The sequence below is a fragment of the Pseudomonas sp. Van50 genome, assembly GCF_055390755.1.
Map to the genome: position 1 here is coordinate 1285183 of NZ_AP024343.1, position 15379 is coordinate 1300561.

Sequence of the window (15379 nt, forward strand, 5' to 3'; positions counted from 1 at the left end):
CATGAGTATAATGGCGCGCTTCCATTTTCCCGCTCGGGAGCCCCCGCGATGCTGCGTATCAGCCAAGAAGCTCTGACCTTCGACGACATTCTCCTAGTGCCCGGTTATTCCGAAGTACTGCCTAACGAAGTCAGTCTCAAAACCCGTCTCACCCGTGGCATCGAACTGAATATCCCCCTGGTTTCCGCCGCCATGGACACCGTGACCGAAGCCCGTCTGGCCATTGCCATGGCCCAGGAAGGCGGTATCGGTATCATCCACAAGAACATGACCATCGAACAGCAGGCCGCCGAAGTGCGCAAGGTCAAGCGGTTCGAGGCTGGCGTGGTCAAGGATCCGATCACCATCGAGGCTGACGCCACGGTCCGGGATCTGTTCGAACTGACCCGCATGCACAACATCTCCGGCGTTCCGGTACTGCACGATGGCGACCTGGTCGGCATCGTCACCTCCCGTGACGTACGTTTCGAGAACCGTCTCGATGCTTCCGTCCGCCAAGTGATGACGCCTAAAGAGCGCCTGGTCACGGTCAAGGAAGGCACCAACAAGGACGAAGTCCGCGAGTTGCTGCACAAGCACCGTATCGAGCGCGTGCTGATCGTCGACGACAAATTCGCCCTCAAGGGCATGATGACCGTCAACGACATCGAAAAAGCCAAGGCCTACCCGCTGGCGAGCAAGGACGACCAGGGTCGTCTGCGTGTCGGCGCTGCGGTCGGCACCGGCAAGGACACCGGCGACCGCGTCGCTGCCCTGGTCAATGCCGGCGTTGACGTGGTGGTGGTCGACACTGCCCACGGTCACTCCAAAGGCGTGATCGACCGCGTTCGCTGGGTCAAGCAGAACTTCCCTGACGTGCAGGTGATCGGCGGCAACATCGCCACCGGCGAAGCCGCCAAGGCCCTGGCCGAAGCCGGCGCCGACGCGGTCAAGGTCGGTATCGGCCCAGGCTCGATCTGCACCACCCGTATCGTCGCCGGTGTCGGCGTGCCGCAGATCAGCGCCATCGCCAACGTCGCCGCCGCCCTTGAAGGCACGGGCGTGCCGTTGATCGCCGACGGCGGTATCCGCTTCTCCGGTGACCTGTCCAAGGCCATCGTCGCCGGTGCCTACTGCGTGATGATGGGTTCGATGTTCGCCGGCACCGAAGAGGCACCGGGCGAGATCGAACTGTTCCAGGGCCGTAGCTACAAGGCTTATCGCGGCATGGGTTCGCTGGGCGCCATGTCCCAGGCCCAGGGCTCTTCCGACCGTTACTTCCAGGACTCCTCCGCGGGTGCCGAGAAGCTGGTGCCGGAAGGCATCGAAGGTCGCGTGCCGTATAAAGGCACCCTGAGCGCCATCATCCATCAACTGATGGGCGGCCTGCGTTCCTCAATGGGCTACACCGGCAGCGCCGACATCGAAGAGATGCGTACCAAGCCGGAATTCGTGCGCATCACCGGCGCCGGCATGGCCGAGTCCCATGTCCACGATGTGCAGATCACCAAGGAAGCGCCGAACTACCGCGTAGGTTAAGGCTTCCAGCAAAACGTTAATCACCGGGGCTGTTCATTCAGCCCCGAGTTGTTTCTGATTCACTACATGAGAATGAGTCATGGCCCTCGACATTCACGCTCACCGCATCCTGATCCTCGACTTCGGTTCCCAGTACACCCAGCTGATCGCCCGCCGCGTGCGTGAAATCGGCGTGTACTGCGAACTGCATCCGTTCGACATGGATGACGAAGCGATTCGCGAATTCGCTCCGAAAGGCGTCATCCTCGCCGGCGGCCCCGAGTCCGTGCACGAAGCCGATAGCCCGCGCTGCCCGCAAGCCGTGTTCGACCTGGGCGTGCCGGTCTTCGGTATCTGCTACGGCATGCAGACCATGGCGGAACAGCTGGGCGGCAAGGTCGAAGGTTCGGACCTGCGTGAGTTCGGTTATGCCCGCGTCGACGTGGTCGGCAAGAGCCGTCTGCTGGACGGTATCGAAGACCACGTCGACGCCGACGGCCTGTTCGGCCTGGACGTGTGGATGAGCCACGGTGACAAGGTCACCAAGATGCCGGAAGACTTCCACATCCTGGCCAGCACCCCGAGCTGCCCGATCGCCGGCATGTTCAACGATGATCGCCGTTACTACGGCGTGCAGTTCCACCCTGAAGTGACCCACACCAAGCAGGGCGGCCGCATCCTGTCGCGTTTCATCCTCGACATCTGCGGGTGCGAAGCCCTGTGGACTCCGTCGAAAATCGCTGAAGACGCCATCGCCCAGGTCCGTGCCCAGGTCGGCACCGACAACGTGCTGCTGGGCCTGTCCGGCGGTGTCGACTCCTCGGTGGTTGCCGCATTGCTGCACAAGGCCATCGGCGACCAGTTGACCTGCGTCTTCGTCGACAACGGCCTGCTGCGTCTTCACGAAGGCGAGCAAGTGATGGCCATGTTCGCCGAGAACATGGGCGTCAAGGTGATCCGCGCCAACGCCGAAGAGCAGTTCCTGAACAACCTGGCCGGCGAGTCCGACCCGGAGAAGAAACGCAAGATCATCGGCCGCACCTTCATCGACGTGTTCGATGCCGAATCCTGCAAGCTGGACAACATCAAGTACCTGGCCCAGGGCACCATCTACCCCGACGTGATCGAGTCGGCTGGCGCCAAGAGCGGCAAGGCCCACGTGATCAAGTCCCACCACAACGTCGGCGGCCTGCCAGAGGAAATGAACCTCAAGCTGGTCGAGCCGCTGCGCGAATTGTTCAAGGACGAAGTGCGTCGCCTCGGTCTTGAACTGGGCCTGCCCTACGACATGGTCTACCGCCACCCCTTCCCGGGCCCGGGCCTGGGCGTGCGGATTCTCGGTGAAGTGAAGAAGGAATACGCCGACCTGCTGCGTCGCGCCGACCACATCTTCATCGAAGAACTGCGCAAGGCCGACTGGTACCACAAGGTCAGCCAGGCGTTCGTGGTGTTCCAACCGGTGAAATCGGTGGGCGTGGTTGGCGATGGCCGTCGTTACGCCTGGGTCGTGGCCCTGCGTGCCGTGGAAACCATCGATTTCATGACCGCTCGCTGGGCACACCTGCCGTATGAGCTGCTGGAAACCGTTTCCGGGCGCATCATCAACGAAATCGAAGGCATCTCCCGCGTCACGTATGACGTGTCGAGCAAGCCGCCGGCGACGATTGAGTGGGAATGATGGGACGTCCGGCATTGTCCGGCACCCATTAGCAAAAAATGCCCTGAAGCCCGCGTAATTGCGGGCTTTTGGCTTTTTGGGGCATTGGCTGAGTCAAATGCCCTGCCGGGTGCTCGATACCCTGTCGCCTCGGCAGGGAAGGCCCTGGGATCAAATCTCTTGATCAGCCCGGTTTCATTGGGTTCTCTCGTGATGCATGAGTGCTTTTCCGGGTACGGTTTTATTTTTCGTGCGCGGCGATGAACATGGCGACGGCCGCCCGGCAATAGGATTCGATTTCGTTGTCGTCCTCTGCCCAGGCCTCATCGAAGCGCGCGATTATCAGGAGATCGGATCCTTTGAACAGCGCGGCAAACAAGCGGGCGGACTGGAGAGGATCGGGCACGTTCAGAACCGCCTTCGCGTGCAACTGACCCAACAGGGCCTCGATCTGGGCAATGACATAGGCGGGGCCGGCTTCGTAATGGCGCTTGCTTAACGATTTTTGATTCGTCTTGTCGGCCATGATCATGGCTTCGACACTGCGCACGTCGGTGCTCAACAACGTGCGAAGCAGGGATGTTCCCACCGCCATGAGCTGATCTGCCGCCGAACCGCCGACGCCTTCAATAAGGGCCTGCGGTGCAAACTGTTGGCAGTGGGCCGCAATGGCCGCACTGAACAGCGCCTCCTTGTTCTCGAAGTGCCGATAGATACTGAGCTTGGATATCTTTGCCCGCTGGGCGACCTTGTCCATTGTCGTCGCTTGAAAACCCAATTCCACAAAAAGTTCGCCCGCGGCGTCGATGATCGTCTGGCCTAGCGCATCGTTGGCGGGCCGGCCGCGTCGGGCCTGACTGTGTTCGGTCATAAAATTCCAGTACTTGACAGTATCTAAATTGGTGAATTATGGTACTTCCTAGTTTCTTAATTGTGCAAGCGATCTCCCTTCATCCACAGCGCGGAGCCCATCACCATGAATGACGTCATCATCATCGGCGGCAGTTTTGCCGGTCTTGCCGCCGCCCTGCAACTCGGCCGTGCCCGCCGCAAGGTCACCGTTCTCGATACCGGCCTGCCGCGCAATCGTTTCGCCGACCACTCCCATGGCCTGCTCGGCCACGACCACAAGCCACCGCTGGAGATCCTGGCCGAGGCGCGGCAGCAGCTGGCACGCTATCCCACGATCCAGCTGGTCACTGCCCGGGCCGAGAGCGTCTCCGGCGCCATCGACGATTTCTCCGTCCTCACGGGCGAGGGCGAAACCCTCAGGGCGCGCCGCCTGATCCTGAGCTATGGCGTCGCCGACCAGATGCCTGAACTTCCCGGCTTTGCCGAAGGCTGGGGCACCTCCATCGTGCCTTGCCCCTATTGCGACGGCTTTGAAGTTGCCGGCCGGCACTGGGGCCTCGTCTGGTCCGGCCCAATGTCGCACAACTACGTCAGGCTGTACCACGATTGGACTGACACGTTGACGGTCTTTGCCAATGGTCACGACATTCCACCCGACATCCGGGCCGATCTGGCGCGCCGTGGCATCCCTGTCGTCGATGGCCGGGTCACCGAAATCGACCATGACGAGAGCCATAACGCCACCGTCAGGCTCGACGCCGGCCCCTCTGTCGCGGTCGACATCCTGTTCGCGCATCCGCGCAACAAGCCGTCCGCACGCCTGCATGAATCGTTGGGTCTCGCCACGGTCGATACGCCCCAGGGCATCGTCCTCAAGGTCGACGAGCGCCGCGAAACCAGCGTGCCCGGCATCTACGCCGCCGGCGACCTCGCCAGCCTCGGAATGCCCTCGGTCACCACGGCATCATGGCAAGGCGCGACGGCGGGTATCTCCGCCCAGCAGTCGATGCTGGTTTGAGATCAAGCAGCATCGATCACGCCAATTCCAATTTCACAACAGACGCGAGTGCCACCATGGAAGTCCTGAAGAAATTCAAGCCGCTAGACGATAAATTCCCGCTTGAGCGCCAACTCGGCATCTCGGCCGCGCCAATCGTACTCATCAACATATTCACGGTCGGTTCCGCCGACGAAGCGGGCTTCCTGGACGCCTTCAAGGCGGCAGGCGAAACCCTGAAGCAGCAGCCGGGTTTCATCTCCACCCAATTGCACCGAGCGATCGGTGATAGCCCGACGTTCCTGAACTATGTGGTGTGGGAGTCCACCGAGACGCTCCGCGATGCCTTCGCTCGTCCCGAATTCGTCGCGAAGGTTTCGGCCTATCCGTCATCCGTCGTAGCCACCCCGCACTTGTTCCAGAAGGTTGCCGTCCCCGGTTTTTGCACGGCCTGACTCCAGAAATATGGCAAGGCGCGATGGCGGGTACCTTCGCCCAGCAGTCGATGCCGGCTTGAGAGCACAGATTGGAGATGAGCATGGAGGCGCACATGTCCAAGAGCAGAAAAACCGAAGCCAGCATCAGCATTCTCGCCCGACCACTCTTGAAAAAAGGCTGACACACATGGAGTTCGAACACGTCACTTTCGACCTGCCACACGGCACCTTTCATGCGTTGAAGGGGGGTGATCCCGATGGTCAACCGACGATCGTCTTGCACGGTTTCCCGGATCATCCGCCGACCGCGAAGCCCTTCCTTGCCGAGCTCGGCCGCCGTGGCCGTCACGTCATCGCACCCTGGCTTCGCGGTTACTCACCGTCCCCGACCGCGGGCCCGTTCGACTTCGCAGCCCTCACCAGCGACGTGCTCGCGCTGATCGACCGCTGGTCTCCGGGGCGAGCCGTGGAGTTGATTGGCCACGACTGGGGCGCCCTGATCACCTATGACGCCTGCGTCACCGCGCCGGAGCGGATCGAACGCGCGGTCGCGCTCGCAATCCCTCACCCGCTCACGTTCATGAGCCGGCTGACGCACCCCGCTCAACTGCGCCGGAGCTCGTACATGGGGCTCTTTCAACTGCCTGGAAGCGGCTGGATCGCCACCGCCCGCGATCTCGCCTTCATCGACCGCCTCTGGCGTCAGTGGTCGCCCGGCTTCTCGCTCGATCCCGCTCTCAAGGCAGAGCTACACGAGCATCTGCGCAAGAGCATGCCCGCGCCCCTAAAGTATTACCGGGCGATGCTGCGCCCCGGCATGATTGGTGCGACGCGCCGCATGTCTCAGCCGATCACGGTGCCCCTGTTGCAGCTTCACGGTGCCAACGACGGCTGCATCCTCCCCGCGCAGGTCGACGACCGACATCGGTTCGCCGCCCCGCACGCGATGGAGGTCGTCCCCGGCGTCGGTCACTTCCTGCACATCGAGGCCCCTGAGGCGATCGCGGAACGGATCGCGGCATGGGCCAAGTAGCGTCCTTTCCTCCTTGCCTCGATCAAAGGGGCGCTGGTCAAGAACGAATCAAAACGAGGAGATGTCATGACAGAGCAAAAAGCCCCTCAGGTCGCCGACTGGAATGGCCAAAGCGGTGAGTACTGGGCCGCCAACCAGGCCCGGCTCGACGCCATGTTTGCGGTGTTCGGCCAGGCCGCGATCGAAGCCGCCGCGCCCGCCACGGGCGAACGCGTGCTGGACGTCGGCTGCGGCGCGGGCGCATCGAGTCTGGATCTGGCTGGCCGCGTCGGCGCGGGCGGCCATGTGCTGGGCGTGGACATATCCGAACCGCTGATCGGCCGAGCGCACGCACGGGCACCCCAGGATACGCCGGCCCGGTTCCGGGTAGCCGACGCCAGCCGCGCCGAGCTACCCGAGGGCGCGTTCGACATCCTGTTCTCGCGCTTCGGAGTGATGTTCTTCGACGATCCGACAGGGGCCTTCACCCATATGCGACGCGCGCTTCGGCCGGGCGGGCGGGTCGCTTTCGTCTGCTGGCGCGGCGTGGCCGAGAACGATTGGGTGCGCCTGCCGATGGGCGCGATCAAGGGCATCGTCCCACTGACCGCACCACCCGATCCCGAAGCGCCCGGCCCATTCTCGTTCGGTGACCGGGGGCGGGTGACACGCATCCTGACGGCGGCCGGCTTCACCGATATCGCGATCGCGCCCTTCGATGCTTCCATCCCGTTCGGCGAGGGCGGGACGCGGGACGAAGCGATCGACGACGGGGTGAAGATGGCGTTCGAGGGCGGCCCGCTGTCGCTTGTGCTCGCTGACCAGCCCGACGACATCCGCGCCCGCGCCTGGGCCGCGGTTCGTGCCGCCTTCGCGGGCCTCCCCGGCGAGCGGTCGGTGATGATCGACGGCGCGGCGTGGATCGTCACGGCACGCAATCCGGCAAGCTGACAGGGAGTAACAGGGAGGACGCCCCCGCTCGGTGGCGCGGGGTGTCTTTGGCCGGTCGGATTGCTGCCCCTTCTGGCTTGGAAGCCGTCGTTTACAGCGTTTTCATGACACTCGAAAACGTTACCGGCGGCCTTCGCACACCGATGATTCGCCGATGCGGCCTTCCTTGCACAGGTCGAGATTGTCCCTGCGCGAGAACCCTGCGTCTTTCATGCAGTAGAACCGGGTCAGCACAACATCAATCGGCGAGGTGTCTCCCGCGCCATCAAGATTGGTATACCCGCAAGCACGCATGGCGTTGTCGACGCCCGATTGGGACACCCCCTTTTTGTACCATTGTGTGAAGTCCCCAGGCGGCGGTTGAAAGCCCCTTCCCGTGCAGCCAACCAGTAACACTGCGCACAAACTCAGCAACAGGCTCCTCGTGCACATGGCGTTATTCCTTATGGTTTGACTCGGATCAAGTGTGAGACGCCGTCGGGTGAGTCTCTCCAGTGGTGTAGGATCAGCGTGGCGCCGGCAGACGGGGCAATTCCACAGCAGCACCGACAGCGTACAGGGAACTTCCACTCTGCAAATGCTTCTATACAGTCCTTTTTAAACTGTTCAGGGATCGAATGAAAACTTCTTTGGCGTTTCCATTAGCAATCACTTTCGCCCTTGTCATGACCGGCTGCAGCAGCCGTCAGGCGGGTGATCTTACTTCAGGGCCGGTCGTTCCACTGGCCATGAATGACCATCAAGCCAGCGTGACTTTCCGTACCATAGGCGGCGAGGGTGATCGTCCTGTCAGTTACCTGTACGGGTATGCCAATACTGGATTCATGAGCGCGGGTGAGCGGGTTTACGACTCTGCTTACTTCAAGCGTATACCGGCTTATCTGAAGAAAATCGCCGGTGGGACTGACAACATCAGTCAACTGGTCGAATCGGACAAAACGGTGTACGTAAAAGGGGAGGTCAAGGACAAACCGTTTACCTTTAACGGTATTCCCATGCCCACGCCGTTCGACAAGGAACAGCCTGTTGCGCAGCAATTCACGCCGCAAGCCAAGAAGAATTACCTGGTTGAAACCGTGATCGCCGACACTTGGGTCATGAGCGTGTACGAAGTCTCCGCAACGGGTGAACGCAAAACCATTGGCGTTCCAAAAAAGGATGCCGACGCAAACTGACCATGCAGGGATAGTCTTTTCATGACGATAAGAACTTTCCAATAAGGCATTCGGCAACCTATCAGTGTGGCGAGGAAGCTTGCTCCCTCGCCACAGGGGATAGGCGTTTCCAAGGTGTCTGTGCCCAGCGGCTGCGCAAAGTCGTGTTTGAAGTTGTGCTTAAATGCCAACTTCCCCCATCGTTGCTCTTGGCTTGTCCACGTTTGTCGCTCTCTGCAAGTGAATGCGCAAAGCTGTCGGTCGCTCACAAGAAGACTGCAAACTTCCATCCCAAGAACACCGTGCCGACAAACTCAGAAACGGTGTCATTGCCCTTATGTTCAAACGCATCCTGTCCGCCCTGGGCGGTAAGAAGTCCCGCACTTCGACACCTGTTTCTTCTGCGCACCCTGAGGCGACACCGTCCCAGCCGGTCGACAATGAACTTATCACGGTCTACGACAGCTACGGTCGTGAGATGAAGATCACCCGCAACGAGTGGCGCGACCAAGTCTTCCTGCCAAACCTGCAGGAGAAATGGCGTTCTGCCGACGAACTCTACAGCCTGATTATCTCGGGGTTGAATGATGGCTTTGTCGCTGACTTGATCCCGGCCGCTGCGCAACTTGTCGAGATCGACAGCAATCCCGAGCGCAGCCATGTCATCCAGGGCATTGTGCTGATGGAGAACGGCCAGCTCGATGCCGCCGAAAACACGCTGCGCACGGGGATGGCGAAAGTGGGCGCGACGGGGACCTTGCTGACCAACCTGGCCAAGGTCTTCAGCGAGCGAGGCGAGCCGGTGCTTGCCGATGAAACGCTTTGGCGCGCGATCCAGGCCGACCCTAACCTGGAGAACGGCCTGTTGTGGTGGGCAGCCATGCAGCGGGAAAGGGCCGGCGAGGCGGGCTATCTCGAGGCGCTGCGTTCCGTGGCGGCGTTACCCGGCAGTTGGCGTGCGCCATTGTGGTTGGCGCGTCATTGCCTGGAACAGAACGACGTCGAGTCGGCACGCAGGTTTTACGCGCAGGTGCTGACGGCGGGTACCTTCGACGGCAATGCGCTGATGATGATCTCGGGCGACTTGGGTAACAACGGCCAGATCCCACTGATCGTTGAGTTGGTCGGGCCTGTCTACGATGAACGCAAACACGACCCCATGGCCGGTATCAACTTGCTGCGCGCCTATCAGGCACTCGGGAATGCGGTCGAAGGCGAGGCGCTGCTCGCCCGCCTGTATGCCCTGGGTTTTGCACCGATCAAAAGCCAACTCGATCAGTTTGCCCAAGCCTTCCTGCAAATGCACAAGCAGGACGACCAAGGCGTGCCGGTTGATCCTGAAAGCCTGAGGTTCGCGACGTTGGCATTGAGCCAGCCGATCTGGCACTACGGTTTGCGCAACGCCGACTGGTTCTTTGCGCAGAAACCGGAAGGGGCATCGGAAATCGGCTTCTTCGCGTTATCCAAAAGCACAGACGGATCAGAGCGCGCCGAATCGCAACGGGAGGATGAACTGGGGCGCTTCGCGCGCGCGATTCCTCTTTACCTGTCTGAAGCCGTGCACTACTGGAGCGACCATGTAGGCACTTGTTACATCCAAATCGTGGAAGGCGGCGGCCCGGTGCTATCGGGGTGTGAAGCCGACGGCCACGCGCTTTTCGATATCGTGCCGCCGACGATGAAGTCCTTCGTTACCGGCGAGATCGGCTGTTCGGGTGAAGGTGATCAAGCCCAATGGCAGATTTCCCTGAAGCTCTGGGACTGCGCGACCCGCACCCAGCAGGCCGCGGAAAGCGGCAGCGCGGTGACAGCAGACATCGGTGCGCTGGTACTCGATCTTGAGACGCGCTTGCTGGCCGGCATTGGACTGAGGCGCGAGACACCACTGGATTCGTTCTACCTGCATCCCACGGCCGAAGTTCTGCCGGTGTACCTGACCGAGCTGGGCCAGGCCTTCACGTTGACGCTGCTGGCGAACGGGCATATGCCCAAGTCCGCAATGTGGGGTGAGCGCGCCATGCTCGACTGGCCGCTCAACATGGCCCTCCACTGGCCGACGGTTGAAGTCGCAAAATTGATGTACATCTCCGGGTTGGGCAAAGCCTTCGATTACCAGTCGGACGTACTCGCCGAATACAAAGAACGCAGCCTGCAATTGCTGCGTGAGTTGGAACAGGCGCGCAGCCCTGTATTGCGCTTGGCTCCGCTGATATGGAGGGTGTTCGGTATGCAGGCAGAGTTACACGCCCACATTCGGGACTTGCCCGCTGATACACGGCCTGAACATAAGGCCTGGCTGGCGCGAATCAGCGAATAACGGGGCTCTCGACCACCGTCAGGGCGACTGACGGTGCGGGTTCAAGGGGCATGTCCGAGGAGAGTCCTATACTCAAGGGCGTCCAGTTACGGCGACAGACACGCCGGAATAAGGAGCCTGCCATGAATGACACCCAACGACTCGCCGCGTTACGTATCGTTTTAATCGTTGTGGGGCTGATCGCCGTGTTCGCGATCTGGCCACTGATGATCCTGTGGCCGTCCGGTTGGACTTGGCACAGCGGCCATTCCGACTATCCGCTGATGATTGTCGGTCTCTACGCCACCCTGGGCGTATTCCTGCTGAGGGCTTCCCGTGATCCGATGAGGCACTTGAGCCTGATCTGGTTCACCGTATGGTCGAGCGTCGTGCACGGCGCGATCATGGCCGTGCAGTCCTTTGGTGTCGGTATGGACGGGATGAGCCATTACGGCCATCTGCTCGGCGACGTACCCGCGCTGTTCGTCGTCGCGGCGGCGCTGGCGTTCTTCACGCCTCGGGGTGAGAAGGCGCGTTTATTGGCGGGCTGATCCTTGCGTTGCGGCGTGCCTGAAAGCCCTGTGGATGATCTCTTCAGGGCTTTTCCATTTGGGTGGTCATCCCGATTTTTCTCAGCGGTGCCCTGGGAGTTGTCGCTTAAAGCCGCTCGGTGTCGTCACCTTTCGCTACGATTCTGCCCTCATCGAGTTTGCCGAGAAGTGCTTATCATCCAAGGGAGGAGTTTGGTTGTCATTTGACAACCTTGCAGGTCATGCGAATACTGGAGACCACTGATGATTCGTCCCTCGCATCCGAAAAAGGAAGTCGAAGAAGCGTTGAGACATGCCGAAGCGTTGGGGTGGCGCGTAGAAGTCGGCGGCAGCCACGCCTGGGGGCGGACTTATTGTCCATACAACGACGAGGAGTGCCGCTGTGGTGAGTTCTGCATCACATCGATATGGAGCACACCGAAGAACCCTGGCAATCATGCGCGAGCATTGCGACGCGTCGTGGACAATTGCACCACGCATCGCAATAGGTGTGGCGCTGATGACGCTGCTGAGGAATAGAACGATGGAATATACCTTTACCTTGAAATATCAGCTTGCTGACGATGACTGTGCCTCGGATGAGCTGGTCGAGCGGCTGGGTGAAGCTGGCTGTGACGATGCCCTGGTCGGCATTGGGCAGCCGGGGCGGCTGGCGCTTGAGTTCACTCGCGAGGCTCCCGATGCGGTCAAGGCCGTGTTTAGCGCTCTGAGCGACGTCCGCCGCGCGGTGCCGTCGGCCAAACTGATCGAGGTTGCCCCTGACCTGGTGGGCCTGACCGACGTAGCTGAGATCGTAGGTGTCTCTCGGCAGAACATGCGCAAGCTGATGTTGGCTCATCCGAGCAGCTTCCCGACGCCGGTGCACGAGGGAAGTGCGTCTATCTGGCACTTGGCGGACGTTCTGACCTGGCTGCAGGCAAAGGGCAGCTATTCGCTTACCAAGAGCGTGCTGGACGTGGCCCTGGTGGCCTCCCAGGTCAACGTTGCGAAAGAGGGCCGACGGTTACCGAGCCTGGCTGCCAAAGAGTTGGAAGCTTTGGTTGGGTAAGGATTCCGACAACATGGACGTGTCCAGGCTTTGAACAAGCCTGAGTAAGGGATTATATGGTTTTTATCAACGTGCGCGGTGAAGACAAGACTCGGCAGATCAGCGACTGGACAATCAAGAGTGACAGGAACGGTAGACTTTTGTTGATTTGCCACTTTCCTTCCGGCAAGAGCTTCCCAAGTCCGCTTGAAGACTGTGAGGTCGTTCCAACCCGAGTAGTGAGTGACAAGCTTCTGCGTAAGAAGGGCAGCGCGGTGCTCAGTCCAATTGAGAAGGCCGTGATCTACGGTGAGAAATATGCCGTCGTTCAGTATTCCGGGAAGACGACAAATTACGTGTTCAAGCTGGATGCTATCGAGCTTGTCGCACCGACGAAGATGAAGGAAGAGTCGCTCTTTCATTATTTCCTTTCCGTGGCCAGTGCCCGAGTCGATCATGCCACGAAACCAGTGGATAAGCTGATCGCCGAGAATGTGCTGCGCCAGTTGAACTCAATACTTCCGTGTGCAGACACGGCATTGCACGCTTACTGCATCGGGAAGAATGAACGGCAGGTACAAGCGGGGAATTTCGTCTTTCCTTTCGGCATCAATGAAAGTCAGCTTCATGCCGTCGAGCAGGCCTTCACCTCACAGATCAGTTTGATCGAAGGGCCGCCCGGCACTGGCAAGACCCAGACCATTCTGAACATCCTCGCCAATATCCTGTTACGTGAGAGTACGGTGGCGGTGGTGTCCAATAACAATTCAGCTGTGGCGAATGTCTGCGAAAAACTGCGCAAGTCCGGGCTCGATTACCTAGTTGCCGAATTGGGCAGCACCGAAAATCGCGAGGCATTTTTCGCCAATCCACGTCCCCGTCCCTCGGTGACTCCCGAAGCCGCGCCTTCGATGGAGCGGATCCAGATTGTTCTGCAACAGCTCAAGGGCTATCTGGGTACCCGCAATGCGGTGGCGCAGTTGCAGCTCGAAATCAATGAGCTGGAAGTGGAGCGCCGCTATCTGCAGCAATGGCAACAGGATAACGGCGTACAGATTCCGCCCTTGGACAGGTACAAGCTGACCCCGCAGAAGTCTGCGGACCTGATGGCCTATCTGACCCACCTGGGAGGCAGTCGCGTCAGGGTCAAGGACAGAATCGAACTGCTGTTCAACTTCAGGATTCTGCGTACCCGGCCGTTCGATAACTGGGAAAAGCGCCAGTCAATGTTCTATGGCCTACAACTCCATTTTTACGACAAGGCGCTGCAGGAAAAGAATGCACTGTTGGAAACTCATCAGCAGGCGTTGCGACTCGGCAATTACCAGGCACTGCTGGATGAGTTGACCAGCGCTTCGATGAAATACCTCAAGCAGCATCTGCACCAACAGGTGCCGCCACCCGCACCCTTCGAAGCCAAGACCTACAAGCGTAGATTCGATGAGTTCGTGACGCGCTATCCGATCATTTCCAGCAGTACACATTCGATCATCAACTCGCTTCCAGCCGGGACGATGCTCGACTATGTGATCATCGATGAGGCCTCGCAGCAGGACATCGTTCCGGGAATATTGGCGTTAGGCTGCGCGAAGCAACTGATCATCGTTGGCGACAGGAAACAGTTGGCGCATATCCCGGCACGGCTGGGGCTGGCCGCGCCCCAGGACAGGGAGCACTACGATTGCGAGACATTCAGCCTGCTCGATTCGTGTATCCGTGTATTCAACGGCTCCATTCCGACGACGCTACTCAAGGAACACTATCGCTGCCACCCGCAAATCATTCAGTTTTGTAACCAGCAGTTCTATGACGACCAGTTGGTCCCGATGACGAAGGACAGAGGCGAAAAGCCTCTGTCGTTGCTGGTGACAGCCAAGGGAAATCACACGCGAAAGACCACGAACCTGCGGGAGCTGGATTCATTGCTGGCGACGCTTGCCGGTGAAGGCGAAAGTGCCTGGACAGGCAAGGATGGGAGGGGATTCATCGCGCCTTTCCGGGCACAGGCCACACTTTCCGGGACGCTTTTACCGGGCGATTTCATCAATGACACCGTGCATAAGTTCCAAGGCCGCGAGTGCGACGAAATTGTCTTCTCCACGGTATTGGACAAAAAGAGCATCACCCCGAAGTTCCTGGCGTTCGTTGATGATCCGCGCATGGTCAATGTGGCAGTGTCTCGGGCCAAGAACGGCTTTACGTTGGTCACGGGAGATGATGTCTTCACAGCGAACAATGGGCATATTGCGGCGCTGGTGCGCTATATCGAGTATTACGCGGAGGACAGGCAGGTGCATCGCGCGCCAGTGATCTCGGCCTTCGATCTGCTGTACGCGGAGTACGATCAATCGCTCGAACGCCTCGATAAACGGCTGCGGCGGGAAGATTCCGATTACAAGTCAGAGCGGATCGTGGCGCAGATCCTGCGTGAGACGCTGGAGCAGGAAGTCTGCCGAGGGCTCATGTTCCACTCGCAGATACCGCTGAAGCAAGTGGCCCCGAGCACCAATGCGAGACTGGTCCCGCGGGAGCTGGACTTCATGAACAACGGCTCCAGTTGTGATTTCGTACTCTATTTCAAGGTTGGGAAAACACCGCTGGGGGTGATAGAGGTCGACGGAGGCAGTCATGACACGCCGGAACAGGCGAAGCTCGATGCCTTGAAAGACAGTATTTTGGGCAAGTGCGGTATCCCTTTGCTGCGCTTGCGAACCGTTGAAAGTCGTATTGAAGAGCGGGTGGCGGCATTTGTGACGCAGTGGGCAACCGGTGTCCTAAAGGACACAGCGGGATAAATCGAGCTGCCGGGCGCTTGAGGCCCTCCTTGCCTCCACGACAACGGCGAGTGCCGCGACAATCCTTCACTTAATATTTCTCAATTGCGGGTGTATCGTATTCGCCTTTTGCGGGCCCAACGGTTCGCGCGGATTCAATAGGTGGTTGCGTTC

General features: G+C 59.9%; 14 protein-coding genes. 12 read left to right on the top strand and 2 right to left on the bottom strand.

The window, feature by feature from the left end:
• The first annotated feature begins 48 nt into the window (after positions 1-48).
• Both guaB and guaA read left to right on the top strand, forming a co-directional pair.
• A complete protein-coding gene (gene guaB, locus ACZ5M5_RS05525; protein WP_060739079.1) occupies positions 49-1518 on the top strand; it encodes an IMP dehydrogenase in 1470 nt (489 codons plus the stop codon).
• 79 nt (positions 1519-1597) lie between these two features.
• Positions 1598-3175, top strand: a complete 1578-nt coding sequence (gene guaA / locus ACZ5M5_RS05530; RefSeq protein WP_045155136.1) for a glutamine-hydrolyzing GMP synthase — start codon at positions 1598-1600, stop codon at positions 3173-3175.
• Between the two features lie 220 nt (positions 3176-3395).
• Here guaA and ACZ5M5_RS05535 read toward each other — a convergent pair whose 3' ends face one another.
• The gene (locus ACZ5M5_RS05535; RefSeq protein ID WP_103307922.1) at positions 3396-4025 is read right to left on the bottom strand and encodes a TetR/AcrR family transcriptional regulator; all 630 of its coding nucleotides are present in this window, start codon (positions 4023-4025) and stop codon (positions 3396-3398) included.
• 105 nt (positions 4026-4130) lie between these two features.
• Here ACZ5M5_RS05535 and ACZ5M5_RS05540 point away from each other — a divergent pair, with 105 nt between their 5' ends.
• The 4 genes from ACZ5M5_RS05540 to ACZ5M5_RS05555 all read left to right on the top strand — a co-directional run bounded on the left by ACZ5M5_RS05540 (position 4131) and on the right by ACZ5M5_RS05555 (position 7403).
• Entirely contained in the window at positions 4131-5024 is an 894-nt protein-coding gene (locus ACZ5M5_RS05540) for an NAD(P)/FAD-dependent oxidoreductase (RefSeq protein ID WP_060739076.1), read from the top strand.
• A gap of 56 nt (positions 5025-5080) precedes the next feature.
• A complete protein-coding gene (locus ACZ5M5_RS05545; RefSeq protein ID WP_072408112.1) occupies positions 5081-5458 on the top strand; it encodes an antibiotic biosynthesis monooxygenase family protein in 378 nt (125 codons plus the stop codon).
• Between the two features lie 169 nt (positions 5459-5627).
• Positions 5628-6473, top strand: a complete 846-nt coding sequence (locus ACZ5M5_RS05550) for an alpha/beta fold hydrolase (RefSeq protein WP_063321978.1) — start codon at positions 5628-5630, stop codon at positions 6471-6473.
• 66 nt (positions 6474-6539) lie between these two features.
• Complete coding sequence (locus ACZ5M5_RS05555) at positions 6540-7403, top strand: class I SAM-dependent methyltransferase (protein ID WP_103307920.1); 864 nt, start codon at positions 6540-6542, stop codon at positions 7401-7403.
• Positions 7404-7523: 120 nt separating this feature from the next.
• On the opposite strand, the gene ACZ5M5_RS05560 is transcribed toward ACZ5M5_RS05555, so the two are convergent.
• Entirely contained in the window at positions 7524-7835 is a 312-nt protein-coding gene (locus tag ACZ5M5_RS05560) for a hypothetical protein (RefSeq protein ID WP_060739073.1), read from the bottom strand.
• Between the two features lie 185 nt (positions 7836-8020).
• Between ACZ5M5_RS05560 and ACZ5M5_RS05565 the strand changes: the two genes are divergently transcribed.
• The 6 genes from ACZ5M5_RS05565 to ACZ5M5_RS05590 all read left to right on the top strand — a co-directional run bounded on the left by ACZ5M5_RS05565 (position 8021) and on the right by ACZ5M5_RS05590 (position 15226).
• Positions 8021-8578 (top strand): hypothetical protein, encoded by a 558-nt coding sequence (locus ACZ5M5_RS05565; protein ID WP_464738749.1) that lies wholly within the window; start codon positions 8021-8023, stop codon positions 8576-8578.
• A 316-nt stretch (positions 8579-8894) separates the two neighbouring features.
• Complete coding sequence (locus ACZ5M5_RS05570; protein ID WP_464738750.1) at positions 8895-10874, top strand: tetratricopeptide repeat protein; 1980 nt, start codon at positions 8895-8897, stop codon at positions 10872-10874.
• Positions 10875-10996: 122 nt separating this feature from the next.
• The gene (locus tag ACZ5M5_RS05575) at positions 10997-11404 is read left to right on the top strand and encodes a DUF6632 domain-containing protein (protein WP_060739070.1); all 408 of its coding nucleotides are present in this window, start codon (positions 10997-10999) and stop codon (positions 11402-11404) included.
• A 243-nt stretch (positions 11405-11647) separates the two neighbouring features.
• Positions 11648-11923: a hypothetical protein gene (locus tag ACZ5M5_RS05580; RefSeq protein ID WP_103307916.1), complete on the top strand. Its 276-nt coding sequence runs from the start codon at positions 11648-11650 to the stop codon at positions 11921-11923.
• Between the two features lie 4 nt (positions 11924-11927).
• Positions 11928-12452, top strand: coding sequence for a helix-turn-helix transcriptional regulator (locus ACZ5M5_RS05585; RefSeq protein WP_103307915.1), 525 nt, complete (start codon positions 11928-11930; stop codon positions 12450-12452).
• Between the two features lie 56 nt (positions 12453-12508).
• Positions 12509-15226: an AAA domain-containing protein gene (locus ACZ5M5_RS05590; RefSeq protein ID WP_464738751.1), complete on the top strand. Its 2718-nt coding sequence runs from the start codon at positions 12509-12511 to the stop codon at positions 15224-15226.
• Positions 15227-15379: the final 153 nt, after the last annotated feature.

What these genes read in the sequence shown, in the direction of transcription:
- ACZ5M5_RS05580 (WP_103307916.1), top strand. Translation starts at nt 11,648, where the DNA reads ATGATTCGTCCCTCGCATCCGAAAAAGGAAGTCGAAGAAGCGTTGAGA.
- ACZ5M5_RS05535 (WP_103307922.1), bottom strand. Translation starts at nt 4,025, where the DNA reads ATGACCGAACACAGTCAGGCCCGACGCGGCCGGCCCGCCAACGATGCG.
- ACZ5M5_RS05590 (WP_464738751.1), top strand. Translation starts at nt 12,509, where the DNA reads ATGGTTTTTATCAACGTGCGCGGTGAAGACAAGACTCGGCAGATCAGC.
- ACZ5M5_RS05570 (WP_464738750.1), top strand. Translation starts at nt 8,895, where the DNA reads ATGTTCAAACGCATCCTGTCCGCCCTGGGCGGTAAGAAGTCCCGCACT.
- ACZ5M5_RS05575 (WP_060739070.1), top strand. Translation starts at nt 10,997, where the DNA reads ATGAATGACACCCAACGACTCGCCGCGTTACGTATCGTTTTAATCGTT.
- ACZ5M5_RS05540 (WP_060739076.1), top strand. Translation starts at nt 4,131, where the DNA reads ATGAATGACGTCATCATCATCGGCGGCAGTTTTGCCGGTCTTGCCGCC.
- ACZ5M5_RS05585 (WP_103307915.1), top strand. Translation starts at nt 11,928, where the DNA reads ATGGAATATACCTTTACCTTGAAATATCAGCTTGCTGACGATGACTGT.
- guaA (WP_045155136.1), top strand. Translation starts at nt 1,598, where the DNA reads ATGGCCCTCGACATTCACGCTCACCGCATCCTGATCCTCGACTTCGGT.
- ACZ5M5_RS05565 (WP_464738749.1), top strand. Translation starts at nt 8,021, where the DNA reads ATGAAAACTTCTTTGGCGTTTCCATTAGCAATCACTTTCGCCCTTGTC.
- ACZ5M5_RS05550 (WP_063321978.1), top strand. Translation starts at nt 5,628, where the DNA reads ATGGAGTTCGAACACGTCACTTTCGACCTGCCACACGGCACCTTTCAT.
- ACZ5M5_RS05545 (WP_072408112.1), top strand. Translation starts at nt 5,081, where the DNA reads ATGGAAGTCCTGAAGAAATTCAAGCCGCTAGACGATAAATTCCCGCTT.
- guaB (WP_060739079.1), top strand. Translation starts at nt 49, where the DNA reads ATGCTGCGTATCAGCCAAGAAGCTCTGACCTTCGACGACATTCTCCTA.
- ACZ5M5_RS05560 (WP_060739073.1), bottom strand. Translation starts at nt 7,835, where the DNA reads ATGTGCACGAGGAGCCTGTTGCTGAGTTTGTGCGCAGTGTTACTGGTT.
- ACZ5M5_RS05555 (WP_103307920.1), top strand. Translation starts at nt 6,540, where the DNA reads ATGACAGAGCAAAAAGCCCCTCAGGTCGCCGACTGGAATGGCCAAAGC.